This window comes from Microcoleus sp. PH2017_35_SFW_U_B (assembly GCF_020737865.1).
Taxonomy (GTDB): domain Bacteria; phylum Cyanobacteriota; class Cyanobacteriia; order Cyanobacteriales; family Microcoleaceae; genus Microcoleus.
Genome location: NZ_JAEQDE010000055.1, coordinates 57,833 through 69,442, shown reverse-complemented (window position 1 = coordinate 69,442; position 11,610 = coordinate 57,833). Strand labels below are relative to the sequence as shown.

The following is an 11,610-nucleotide window of genomic DNA, read 5'->3' as shown; positions in this document are numbered from 1 at the left end:
AATCTCCGGCGACATAGCTACAAGCTGGAAAGCACTCGTAGGTGTCGTGACCTTACTAACGTAGCCTAGTTAAAGACTTAGACTGGCTATCTCGTCCACCTTTGTCCAGTGTTTAGCGGATCGCGAACTGTTATAAAAACTTTTGGCTATTATATCATTTCTACTGGGTCTCAAGTGTAAAGGTGAACGGGAGGGCGATCGATCGCAATTAAACTCGATCGCCAACGCCCCTAAGTAGGGAGCCAGAGGCCATCGGCATAGGGCCCGACCTCTGTCCAAGGGCGATCGCGCTCTAACTCTTGACTCGCTTCTACCAGCCATCAGGGCTCTTCTATAGTGCATCCCCTCTCACTTCTAGCTTGCTTAATCCTTTCTCGTCCCTCCTCAGAGGCTTTGAGGGTCGTCGAGGCTTTGAGGGTCGTCACTGTATAATTTACTTATTTATTTGTCAATGTCAGTTTTCGATCGGTTTAGCGATCGCCAACTGAGTTTGTCAAGACGCGAGCAACCAAGAGACAATGATAAGGACTACAACGGGAGCATCCCTATTTCGTAAAAACCGTTCGTTTTTTGTGCTTGAGTGCGATCGTCCCCCACAGCTAAGCCTGTATATGCCAAATTGGCTCTATATTTCCAGGGATCGAGATGTTCGCACTCCAGTCAAAGAAAGCCACTCCTTTTTTAACTAAAAAATTACCCATTAAATAATGACAAAGGATAGCAACCAAATGAGAGATAACATGGATGACATTCCGTCGGGTGGGATAGGCATAAAAGTCCTTGGCAAAATAGCCGATCAGCTAAGCTATACCCGTACTTATGACAGTCGAAACTGTTTGTTCCTGATGAAACATTATCAGCCCCAAGACAGCACTCAAGCTAGTGGTGTTAAGCGACCGATCGATGTTTTAAATAAATGGTTTCAAAAACAACGAGATACCGAATCCGAGGTCAGTTCAAACCAGCCACTTCAAAAAATCAGCCTTACAAGTAATTCTGATATCAAGGCGGTTGCTAAAGTTTTATCTTGGGTCGATCAATTAGAGCATCTACAGATTCCAGAAGCAGTTTTTCACCAATGGAAACTTGCAACAATCGAAGGATTTACAAATGCTGTTCGCCATGCTCATAAAGACCTGCCCTTAGCAACTCCAATCGAGTTGGAAATAACAGTATTTCCAGAACGCCTAGAAATCAAAATTTGGGATTGTGGGAAGCCCTTTGACTTGGAAGCAAAACTGCAAGGAGAATTGGCAGAAACAAGTCCGTTTACCTGGAACGAGCTGGGATTTACCCTTCGCTAACATGACTGTACGCACGGGTGACCACAAACCGGGTTTTTTACGAAAAGATGCCTTTTAACCTGCATATTAAGGAAAAAACGCGGTTTCTTTGGTCTATTTCTAAGTCCTAAATTTACCATGAAAAAAGTTTTTTGTCATGACTGCTAATGCACATTGGAGACTGCTTCAGCATTGTTTGAATAATTCTAGATCGATACAGTTGAGTTGACATTTTTAGTCCGAGGGACGAAGCAGTCGCAGTATTTATTTTTCACAGCTTTTTATGTCCAAAATAGTCTTAAATCAAGCGTATTGGTCTATCTGTTAATAAACATTGTCTTATAAATATACGTCGGTACAAATTTGATTAAATTCGCAATTACTAAATTGCAGAGATGGGTTCGCAGACATCCATCAAACCCACAAACAATCTCATAAACTCGCCCTCTCTTTGCCATGATTTACATCAACATCCTACTACGAATTAGCGGTACATTTTTATTTAAGTCCACGCAGCTATATACACAACCCGAAAACCGAGGACGTTAAAGTCGATGTCCGGCGCATCGTAGTAGCGAAAAGCAGAGCGGCAGAGCCACGGACTGAGGAACCACGAACCCCCGCGCAGCATTCGAGCTTGGTAATCCTCATTGGTATTGACCAATAAATCAATACTGTTTTGATAAGGACGATCGTGTCTTGAAATGAAAAGCTTTACACTGTAGGAGTTCCAGCATATCTTGGCATACCTCATCTTTCTGAGAAAGGCTATATACATACAATTCTGAGCGCCGCAATTATCTGTCGATCGTTAAATATTTCCAGCCTGTACTACCTCAACATAGCACTCAAGCTGGTCGTTAGAAGCGATCGAGCGATGTGTTCGGGATTATGGTTACAGGTTCGATCGCAATTCGCGATCGGAAAACTGGGCGGTTGAAACCGCGTCGATACAAACAAAACCCATTCCAAGCGGGTTGAAGTTGAAGAAAACCCGGCGGTTTCAACCGCGTCGATACAAACAAAACCCACTGCAAGCGGGTTGAAGTTGAAGAAAACCGCCGTCCGATCTTATTTTGTCAAAAACCGATTTTCCCACGTCCCATCGGGCAGCCAGATGCCTCCTAGGGTACGAACGCGATCGGGTACCATGCAGTATGTCCAAGCTGTGCCTAAGGGTTTGAGGTGTCGATCGCAAATTTCGATTTCCTGCCGCTGATATTCGTTTTCCGTCGGTTCCCGCTGCGGGTGATAGTCTTCCAGTCTGTCTAAATCGTCCAAAATAGCGGAATTTGCGAAACACAGCAGAAAACCATAGACAGTGCCCTCTCCGGCCACCATCGCAGGATAGCCGATCGGCAGTGCAAAAAGTTGGCCGCGGGCGATCGCGGGCAAAGCATCCACAACCTTTCCCTCGCAGTAGCGCAGATAGTTGCACTCCCCCGGTTTGAGAGTGCCGTAGACAAAGACTTTCATCGGGTAGGGCCTAATCGCTAGTTTTTGCTATATTAGATGCCTAAGCTAATAGTTTAAGTCTCGCGGGCGATCGCGACCGCAATCTTGATAAATTTCGTTGTTTACCCTTTCTTATAATTCATGACTCTAGCAGTTAGTTTTATTGCTTTTGGACTTCAGCCCTTGTACCTGAGCTCTTTTTTGCCCGACTTACCCCTAGACGGCTTGTTTTCCACTCAAGGGATCATGGTGATGCTGCTAGCCGCCTATGCGGGGGCGATGTGGATGTTTCTCACCAGTGCTCCGAAGGTACACACGGTGATGGTATCGGATCTCGCACAGGCGAGGGAGTTCTATGAAGGTATGCTAAGCCTCCCTGTAGCAGAAGTGCCACTGCATTACTACTACAATTACGAACAAACCTTGGGGACAACGGGTATCGACCCCCTGTATTTGTCGCCCAATGTCGGGAGGGGAACGAGCTCTCAAACGATGGGGAGTCCCGAGGGTTTGTGGTATCAGTTGATGAAAAATACTCAACTGCACATTATTAGCGGGGCTGGCGCAGGCGAAAAAAATCGCGAACGTCATGTTTGTTTCGATCGCGATTGTTTGGATCAGCTATTAATGAGAGTACAAACTCGCGGGATTAGTTATAAAATTCGCCGGGAAAAGCCGCTTAATTTTTTGGTTAAGGATTATGATGGGCGCGTGATTGAAATGGCTGAGGTTAGTAATTAGATCGGAGTAGTTGAAACTCGGCGGTTGAAACTCGGCGGTTGAAACCGCGTCTATACAAACGATGTCCGCCTCCGCGGACTGAAGATAATAACGTAAATTTAACGGCCTGTCTTCAACCCGCGGAGGGGCGTGAGTGTCTGTGTAGCCGCGGTTTCCAACCGCCCGGTTTTCTGCGTTTATGCTTTGTCAATTAATCTTAGCTTCAACATTGGATTTTTCCGCTGTCGCCGCTGCTTTAATCTCTGCAACTGTCTTGCGGCTGAAGAGTTGGAAATACGAAGAAACAAAGAATTCTTTAACTGGGAAAACGATCAAAGTCAAAGGATTAATCGTCACGATGATGTTACGGACATCGGCTTTAGCTTGTTTGACAATTTGCTGCGCTACCCAGTCAGGAGACATAATGCCGATCGGGTTTAAGTTGCTTTTGAACGGCCCTAAAATCAGTTTGCGGACGATACAGGGCGCATCCAGCCGTCGCAGAGTGACTAAATCTCCCAGGGCACGCTTGCTGAGTTCGTACAGGGGACTGACAGCGGGAATCACTTCGGCTTCGGAAGTGTTGATCCAAACTTCTTTGCAAGCTATATTTTCATTAGTGCGAACTGTTAAGAAAAACAGTTCCATCAGCCGCCATGCCGAAAAAGTGTTAATTTCGTAGGAATTTGCGATCGCCTCTCCGGTTCTTTCTTTCTGTAAATTAATCCCGTGATTGATGACGAGAATATCAATTTTTTCTAACAATTTAGCTAAATCAGCCTCTTCGCCAGCCTGCCAAGTTACGGTTTTTACAGGCAAAATCTCGCCGTCTACATTCACAGTAATTTCCTCATTTCCAGAGGAGAGGGCGATAACTTTTGCACCAGCTTTGTGCAGGTGTTTCAGAAGCAAACGCCCCAATGTTCCTGATGCGCCGGTGACGGCGACAGTTTTGCCTTTGAGAGAAAGTGCTGTACCCATAAGTTTATCTATTAAGGTGAAAGTACCGCAATAGTAAGCATTTTGATTGTCGAAATGATGCTTCCAGTGGTAAGGTTTATTCACAAACCATTTACCGGGGATAGTTTGGAAGTTTCCCGGTTGGTGGGTGATGTCGGTTAACTCGTCTGCGCCTTTGATTCCGATCGCGCGGGCGATCGCACTCAACAAAAAGCTTAAAGTATAAATACAACCCGCTGCTGCGCCCCAGTGATATTGCGGCAACGCAAAATAAGCTAAAACCCACAGCAACAAGCCCAAAACCATCATCGCCGCAGCTTCGGGCACATCGTGACGCCAGTGCGCTTGCTTGTAAATTGTCTCGCTGACGGGCGTCAAATTCGGGCGAAAAACCCGGTGATGCCAATTGTGCAGCTTTTGCAGTGGCGGCACATAATGAGACGCGACGTGATAAAAGTCTCGGATGATTTCTGCCCAAAAGACAGAAGCTATTGCTACAGCGCCGACTATCCAGTAATTTACCATGCTCGCACCAGTTTGAAATTTGAGATATTAGATGATTGTCTGCTTTGAAAGATAGCTCAAAATGGCTTTTCTCGCTAGTCTGGCAATTGACTCAGGCGTTTTAAAATCTGCAAAACGCGGTACAATTCATTGCCGGGATTGGAAACAACAAATTCAGGCGATCGGGCATACTGCAAAGTTTCGCCTCTGACTAACTTGACAAAAGAGAAGTTAGCACCTGTGGAAATCATCCCAAAAGTAGGAGTTTCTGGATTCGGATCTGCCAGCATATATGTCAGGAGTTGGGAAAGTGCTTCGTCTGTTGAGAAAGCAAGTTGTTTGGATTCAATTACTGTCACCCATAGGTTTGCTTTCATAATTAAGATATCTATTCTACCTTCGATGATTCTGCCTTCGTCTTCTTCTTGAATGGCGATCGACTTTTCGGCTTTGACTTGAAAAGGAGACTCAAAGAGACCGGCAATAAACAAAATCGGGCTGATGATTGTTAGCTTGACTGCATTCTCCAACACAGGCGGGGTGTCTACTAAGTTAAAGTATATGTCTTGAACGCGATCGAGCAATTGTTTCTCCGAGTCTGTTACTTCGGGCAAGTTTTCTTGCCATTCTCGGAAAAACTCTTGATTCCGCACTCGCTGTAAACCGAAGTTGTCGATTAAATAGCGGAGGTTGATATCTCTTGCTTGTAGTTTTTGCATGATGATTGATAAAAGTTTTTATGGTTATTCATAAGTTTAGCACGATCGGGATTTTGAACCGCAGATAAAGGCAGATTAACGCGGATGTAGGCGAAGCCTTCCCGAAGGGTACGCAGATGAGATACAAGGTGTGTTTATTGGGATTTGCGATCGCCCTTTTCCTGTTTTTGGGCTGCTTGCATTTCCAGTAATTGCGGTACGGTGACAAAACGGTATCCCTGCTGTTTGAGTTTGGGAATAATTGCAGATACGGCCTCGACTGTTTGCTGGCGATCGCCACCACCGTCATGCAACAATACGATCGCCCCTGATGTCGCTTGAGACAGCACAGTACGGGCTATAGCAGCCGCCGGAGGTTGCGAAAAGTCCTTAGGATCGATCGACCACATCACCACCACATAATTTTTCTTTTTGGCGTAATCCGCAAAACCGTTATTTAAGCGCCCACCGGGAGGACGAAACAACAAACTCTTCGCGCCAGTCGATCGATAAATATGAACGCCAGTATTATCTATTTCATCCGATGCTATTTTTTCCGTGACATTGTGATAAAAGTGATGCCAAGTATGATTGCCGATCGCATTTCCGGCCTTTACTACTTGTTTGGCAATTTCGGGATACTCTCGCAAATTTGCACCCAAGCAGAAAAATGTAGCAACCGCATTATGTTTCTGCAATATTTTTAATATTTTCAAAGTTTCCGCAGTTGGGCCATCATCAAAAGTCAGGGCAATAACTTTTGAGTCGCTGATACTTGCTTGGTAAACAATTTGTCCGCGAAATTGCGCCGGTGGTGCGAATACTAAAGGTTCTACGACAGGTTTCGGAGACGGAGTTGCGGCGGGAGAAGGAAGTATTTGGGGTTTGGGTGGTTTCAGCAGGTTTGGCGGGGGATTGCCAAAAGGGGGGATTTGGGCTAACGAATTTGAATTCGCAGTTTTTAGGCGATCGGGAAATAGCAAAATTACAGAGATAAAACTGATAATTATAGCGATTTTAAACCACAATTTCTTAGTAAATCTGGTATTCATTGACTGTACTATTTGCGATCGACGCTCTAATTATCGCTTACAGCTTTACCTAAAATTAGTTAAAATCTAAGATACCGACACATCATAATAGGAGAAAAGCCATGATTGCTCCGGCAAATCTCAGCCGCATTACGATCCCCCCTTTGGAAAATGGCGATTTGCTTACCCGTGCCGAATTCGAGCGGCGCTACACAGCCATGCCAGCACTCAAAAAAGCAGAATTGATTGAAGGAATTGTTTATATGGCTTCACCCTTACGCTTTGAACCCCACGCCGAACCCCATGCCGATTTAATGGGCTGGCTGTGGACTTACAAAATTGCTACTCCAGGCGTGCGTCTGGGCGATAATCCCACTGTGCGCCTCGATGTAGATAACGAACCCCAACCCGATGCTGTACTGCTAATTGATGCTCAACGCGGCGGCCAAACTTGCCTTAGCGATGACGGCTATATCGAAGGTGCACCCGAATTTGTTGCTGAAATTTCTGCAAGTACCGCTACGATCGACCTACGGGACAAAAAGCGAGTTTACCGCCGCAGCAAGGTGAAAGAATATCTGGTTTGGCAAGTAACGGATCGCCGGATCGATTGGTTTTCCTTGCAGGAAGAAGAATATATTTCTCTTGTCCCCGATGCAGCAGGAATTATCCGCAGCCGAGTTTTTCCGGGGCTGTGGCTGGCCGTTTCAGCACTTTTAGACGGGGATATGCCAAGTGCGCTCGCAACCCTCCAAACCGGATTAAACAGTGATGCACATCAAGAGTTTGTCCAACAGTTAGCCACATTCCCAAATCCTGCTTAAATATCCCTCAATCTCTTAGTCTGCGGAGGCAGACTTCGTTTGTAGAGTCGCGGTTTCAACCGCCGAGCAATCAAGCCGATAATCAACCCCCATTTGATATTATTTCCTAAAACCGACAAGTTTGCCGCGCCCTTTCATCCTCCGGTTCTTGCCACCCAAAAGAAAAATGGCTCACCGCATTAATTTGCGGCGTTGCAGCACGAATTGCCCGCATTTGAATCTCCAAAGACGGACGATTTTTCAGAGATTTTCCCCAATCTCCGGCAATAGCAGGAATGATTTTTGCTCCCGGAGGCGCTAAACTCAACGTCCGCTGCACCTGCGGCACAATGCAGCTTACATTCCCACAATTGCCGTAAGACATCGCGTGGAATTCCACCCCAGCCGGAAACCTGTCCCAAGGCTGCAATCTCGAATCAAATCCCCCTTGATTTATCTTTTCATTTCCATTAGGAAAAAACACCGCTCCTACAGGAATCCCCATTCTTTGAGCTGGTTGAGTCGCCATCCCAAAAAAATCTAAAATTCCTTGGACTGCGTGAGCAACGCTCAGTTGCCAGAGGTCTTTTTGCAGAATGCCGGTATCGGGAAGCGGCCGTGTTGGTGTCGGTTTTGGTGTGGGAGTTGCAGGGTTTTGCGATTTGGTAGCGGGAGTTATTGAAGCTGCTTTTGATGTGCTATTCCCTCTTCTAGAAGCTGGAGTTGCTACTGGTATCGCTCGCGGAATTCGCCCCTGCCAAAGAGGTTCTTGCTCGGTTGGATACTGTTTGACTACTGCTTGAACGTCATTAGTATTGATAAATCCTTTAGTCAAATATCGCTGAATTAAATCTCGTCCTTGCTGATTGTTAGCCCGCTGTAAAAGCATTTGCTGTGATGCTGAACCGTAAATCCACAAGTCTTGAACTTTGGTAGCAACTGAGGCAGGCCCGACGCCCCGCACATAACGAATGTAGTCGAATAACATTCCTTGCGGCCTGCGCTTGACTATTTGATTTACTAACAAACTATAGTCTTGCTTTGCTTGCGGATTGTAGGGATCGACAAAGGCGTGGGTGGCGTGACTTTCTCCGGTTTGGTCGTCTAAACCTGCGTCTTGAATTACTGTTAAACTTGTCTGATTTTTGCCGTTGAGGGCGAGGGTTTGCTGTCTGTCGGAACGCTGAGCATAGGTATAGCCAAAGTTCATGGTAAATAACCAGGCGTATACTTTTAATCCTCGCTGTTTGCCTTTGGCGATCGCCTTTTCCAACAAATCATACTTTTCGTAGCCGCGATTTCGCAAAACCGAAGGCCAAGCAGTTGGATTATCTGCGGCTGGGAGGAGCACTTGACCGTCGTAAAACACTTCGACGTAGACTTGATTGTAGCCTTTGTTGACAACTTTGTCTAATACGCGATCGATCTCTCCGGGCCTGACATCGCAGGGATATAAACGCAACCAAACTGCTTGGGTTTCGGGCCAAGTTTTTTGGCGGCATTCTGCGATTTCCCGTGCGTGTTTGCTCAAGACGGCAAAATATGCTTGCTGGGATTCCGGTTTTCCTGACAGGGCGGCGCGGCGCAAGTCTTCTTTTTGATTGACTTGCTCTTTGGATAATTGACAATAGGCTGATGTTTCGGCAAAAGCTGGTTGATTTTCGATAAATGGCAAAACAAGCTGGCTGATGAAGCTACTGGTTAAAACAGCAGTTACCGCACTTAAACAGCGTCGCTGGGATTGAAAGTTGGCGATGCGAGTTGGTGCAATTTTCATGGGATAATTGAATCTGGTTTTTTAGTTGAAATTGGGTGGCGATCGCATTTTTGGCGATCGCGCAGACGCACAGCTACAAATTTTCTACTTTTTTTTAGGTTTACCCCGTCCAACAACAGGTGCAAGCCCCCCAATCGAGTTGTGGAGAACCCTAATCTTAGATCAAAGTTAAATTTCCCAGACTAATCTGTGGAGTCAGTCAATCTCAAATCTAAAATGGACTGACCTAGTTATGGCACAAGTCGATCGCACAATGCAAATGTCAATGGCGGCTAACCCTACAGCAAAATCCTGCAAAAAAAGCGCCTGGGTACAGCCGGCGCTAAAAGCAGTTGATATTTCTACTAAAAATTGTTGATTATCAAATATTAAGGATAAAAGATGAATTATTCAAATTATCTTTTATCCCTAATGTTTGAGATTAAGCTCCTCTATTGAGAGCAGATTCTACTTGCTGAAATTCCGACTCAAGACGTTTTTTCAACTTTTCAGGAACGGGACGGTTTGGATAGGAACTGTAATGTCCAGCCAAAGAGTTTAATGCCGTCCGCATTGTGGTGAAAGATGCCAGCTTTGTAAGAGCGGGATCGCGGCGGTATGCTGCGAAAAAATCATTGATACTTGTGCGAGCAGTGGCTTGAGCGGCTGCTTTTTCCGGCGTGCCTTCTGGCAAAGTAAGCGCTGTTCTCAAGCTGGTGACTAATGCTAATGTATCTTTGCTGTAGTCTCCGCTCAGAGTGGCAGGAACATTGGTACAGCCTGCTACGCCGATGACAACAACTAATACCAGAGCTAACAGACGGGAAATGTAATGCTTCATAAGGCTTAGAAAAATGGAGGCGAAAGCGGCAATCAAAATTAACCTTTATCCTATCTCGAATTGACCTAATTATGTCAACTTTTCAAGATTTTTGCATGGATACCATGAAAAGTAAAATTTGTCAATCTCACATAGATTGATATCATATCCGCTCGAACGACCACAATCAAATTGGTTTGATCGTTCGGGCTTTAGTCCGCATCCACTACTAGGACTAAAGTCCTCACTACAAACTATTTTTATTAGGGATAAGTGAGCAGACATAATATGATTTATCAATCTCAACTCTCAAATCTAAAATTGATTGATTTGTCCGGAAACGACGGATAGAATTTGAGTCTGGCGCAGCCACTGACTGTCAAAAGCGCCTAGGTGAGTGGTAGTAATCAGAGTTTGAAATCGTTCTTGAATTGTTTCTAAAAGTTGATTTTGGCGGCTCAGATCGAGTTCTGCAAGTACGTCGTCGAGCAATAGTAAAGGTGCTTCGCCCACGACTTCTTCAATAAGCTGCAATTCGGCTAATTTTAATGCTAGTACGAGAGTTCGCTGCTGACCTTGGGATGCGTACTGGCGCGCTGGAGTATTGTTAATTGTAAATGTAATGTCGTCGCGGTGCGGGCCGACTAAGGTGGTTCCTTGAAATTGTTCTGCGATCGCCCTTTTTTGAATTTTCTCTAAAAATGCTTGCCGCACTCCTTCGAGATTGTCTTTACCGATTAATTCCGAGCTGACTTCAATATTAGCATCGTATTTGACATCTAAAACTTCTGTGGAACCGCTAATTGAACCGTGCCAATTGCGCGCTAAAGGCATCAAACGTTCCAAAATACGATCGCGCCTGCGGATTACCCGAGCCCCGGCTGTCGCCAACTGTGCGTCCCACAAGGCTAATTCTGAACTGGGAATGGGGGATTGGGCATTGGGCATTGGGAATGGGGCATTGGGCATTGGGGATTCTGCGATATTTTGGTCTTCGGGAGTTTCAGATCCGATAAATCGCATTTTGTCCAAACTTTGGGAAAATTCTGTTTTTCTGGTTTCTCTAGAACGTTTTAACAGAGCGTTTCGCTGGCGCAAAATTTGGTTGTACTGGTGCAAAATGTGAGCGTAAATCGGCTCTAGTTGGATGACTAGCCGATCGATCCAGTTGCGCCTTCCTTCGGGCCCGCCGCGCACTAAGTCTAAATCCAAACAGGAAAATTGTACTACATTGATGACGCTCAAGAAGTCTAAATGGCGGCGCAGCGGTTCGCCGTTGAGCTTCAGGCTGCGGCGCGCCCCGGAGCGCAGTGTTAAAGATAAGTCGATCGCTCCGGTTTGACGTTCGAGTGTAGCATCTATTTGGGCGATCGGCTTTGAGTCGAGGATTAAGTCGCGATCGCGCGATACTCTGTGGCTTTTTAATGTCGAAAGCAACTCTACCGCTTCTAACAGGTTAGATTTGCCTTGGGCGTTATTTCCTACTAATATGGTTTTGGGAGCGTCAAAGGCTACCTTTTGATCGAAGTAGTTGCGAAACTGCCGTAGGTGCAGTGTTTTCAAATACATAATATTGTTAT

General features: G+C 45.7%; 11 protein-coding genes. 3 read left to right on the top strand and 8 right to left on the bottom strand.

Annotated elements, in window-relative coordinates; all coding sequences use genetic code 11:
- The first annotated feature begins 728 nt into the window (after positions 1-728).
- Positions 729-1,304: an ATP-binding protein gene (locus tag JGK36_RS16400; RefSeq protein ID WP_293187194.1), complete on the top strand. Its 576-nt coding sequence runs from the start codon at positions 729-731 to the stop codon at positions 1,302-1,304.
- Between the two features lie 481 nt (positions 1,305-1,785).
- On the opposite strand, the gene JGK36_RS16395 is transcribed toward JGK36_RS16400, so the two are convergent.
- Together JGK36_RS16395 and JGK36_RS16390 are read right to left on the bottom strand one after the other, a co-directional pair.
- Positions 1,786-2,061, bottom strand: a complete 276-nt coding sequence (locus JGK36_RS16395; protein ID WP_293187195.1) for an SUMF1/EgtB/PvdO family nonheme iron enzyme — start codon at positions 2,059-2,061, stop codon at positions 1,786-1,788.
- Positions 2,062-2,354: 293 nt separating this feature from the next.
- Entirely contained in the window at positions 2,355-2,759 is a 405-nt protein-coding gene (locus tag JGK36_RS16390) for a gamma-glutamylcyclotransferase (protein WP_293197506.1), read from the bottom strand.
- 120 nt (positions 2,760-2,879) lie between these two features.
- Here JGK36_RS16390 and JGK36_RS16385 point away from each other — a divergent pair, with 120 nt between their 5' ends.
- The gene (locus JGK36_RS16385) at positions 2,880-3,479 is read left to right on the top strand and encodes a glyoxalase-like domain protein (protein WP_293184172.1); all 600 of its coding nucleotides are present in this window, start codon (positions 2,880-2,882) and stop codon (positions 3,477-3,479) included.
- 186 nt (positions 3,480-3,665) lie between these two features.
- Here JGK36_RS16385 and JGK36_RS16380 read toward each other — a convergent pair whose 3' ends face one another.
- From JGK36_RS16380 to JGK36_RS16370, 3 genes are all read right to left on the bottom strand, one after another.
- Entirely contained in the window at positions 3,666-4,943 is a 1,278-nt protein-coding gene (locus JGK36_RS16380; protein ID WP_293189835.1) for a bifunctional sterol desaturase/short chain dehydrogenase, read from the bottom strand.
- A gap of 74 nt (positions 4,944-5,017) precedes the next feature.
- On the bottom strand, positions 5,018-5,641 hold the full coding sequence (locus tag JGK36_RS16375; protein ID WP_293184168.1) for a restriction endonuclease subunit R: 624 nt from the start codon (positions 5,639-5,641) through the stop codon (positions 5,018-5,020).
- 134 nt (positions 5,642-5,775) lie between these two features.
- Positions 5,776-6,672 carry a polysaccharide deacetylase family protein gene (locus JGK36_RS16370; protein ID WP_293184166.1) on the bottom strand — a complete coding sequence of 299 codons (897 nt, stop codon included), beginning with the start codon at positions 6,670-6,672 and terminating at the stop codon, positions 5,776-5,778.
- Between the two features lie 101 nt (positions 6,673-6,773).
- Between JGK36_RS16370 and JGK36_RS16365 the strand changes: the two genes are divergently transcribed.
- Positions 6,774-7,475, top strand: coding sequence for a Uma2 family endonuclease (locus JGK36_RS16365; protein WP_293184164.1), 702 nt, complete (start codon positions 6,774-6,776; stop codon positions 7,473-7,475).
- Positions 7,476-7,581: 106 nt separating this feature from the next.
- Here JGK36_RS16365 and JGK36_RS16360 read toward each other — a convergent pair whose 3' ends face one another.
- The 3 genes from JGK36_RS16360 to JGK36_RS16350 form a co-directional block, all read right to left on the bottom strand.
- On the bottom strand, positions 7,582-9,231 hold the full coding sequence (locus tag JGK36_RS16360; RefSeq protein WP_293184162.1) for a family 10 glycosylhydrolase: 1,650 nt from the start codon (positions 9,229-9,231) through the stop codon (positions 7,582-7,584).
- A 421-nt stretch (positions 9,232-9,652) separates the two neighbouring features.
- Complete coding sequence (psb27, locus tag JGK36_RS16355) at positions 9,653-10,051, bottom strand: photosystem II protein Psb27 (protein WP_293184160.1); 399 nt, start codon at positions 10,049-10,051, stop codon at positions 9,653-9,655.
- A 294-nt stretch (positions 10,052-10,345) separates the two neighbouring features.
- Positions 10,346-11,599: a DNA replication/repair protein RecF gene (locus tag JGK36_RS16350; protein WP_293184158.1), complete on the bottom strand. Its 1,254-nt coding sequence runs from the start codon at positions 11,597-11,599 to the stop codon at positions 10,346-10,348.
- Between the last annotated feature and the right edge of the window lie 11 nt (positions 11,600-11,610).

Excerpts from the sequence above, each read along its gene's own strand:
- psb27 (WP_293184160.1), bottom strand. The coding sequence starts at position 10,051 with ATGAAGCATTACATTTCCCGTCTGTTAGCTCTGGTATTAGTTGTTGTC.
- JGK36_RS16365 (WP_293184164.1), top strand. The coding sequence starts at position 6,774 with ATGATTGCTCCGGCAAATCTCAGCCGCATTACGATCCCCCCTTTGGAA.
- JGK36_RS16380 (WP_293189835.1), bottom strand. The coding sequence starts at position 4,943 with ATGGTAAATTACTGGATAGTCGGCGCTGTAGCAATAGCTTCTGTCTTT.
- JGK36_RS16375 (WP_293184168.1), bottom strand. The coding sequence starts at position 5,641 with ATGCAAAAACTACAAGCAAGAGATATCAACCTCCGCTATTTAATCGAC.
- JGK36_RS16400 (WP_293187194.1), top strand. The coding sequence starts at position 729 with ATGAGAGATAACATGGATGACATTCCGTCGGGTGGGATAGGCATAAAA.
- JGK36_RS16390 (WP_293197506.1), bottom strand. The coding sequence starts at position 2,759 with ATGAAAGTCTTTGTCTACGGCACTCTCAAACCGGGGGAGTGCAACTAT.
- JGK36_RS16360 (WP_293184162.1), bottom strand. The coding sequence starts at position 9,231 with ATGAAAATTGCACCAACTCGCATCGCCAACTTTCAATCCCAGCGACGC.
- JGK36_RS16370 (WP_293184166.1), bottom strand. The coding sequence starts at position 6,672 with ATGAATACCAGATTTACTAAGAAATTGTGGTTTAAAATCGCTATAATT.
- JGK36_RS16385 (WP_293184172.1), top strand. The coding sequence starts at position 2,880 with ATGACTCTAGCAGTTAGTTTTATTGCTTTTGGACTTCAGCCCTTGTAC.
- JGK36_RS16395 (WP_293187195.1), bottom strand. The coding sequence starts at position 2,061 with ATGTATATAGCCTTTCTCAGAAAGATGAGGTATGCCAAGATATGCTGG.
- JGK36_RS16350 (WP_293184158.1), bottom strand. The coding sequence starts at position 11,599 with ATGTATTTGAAAACACTGCACCTACGGCAGTTTCGCAACTACTTCGAT.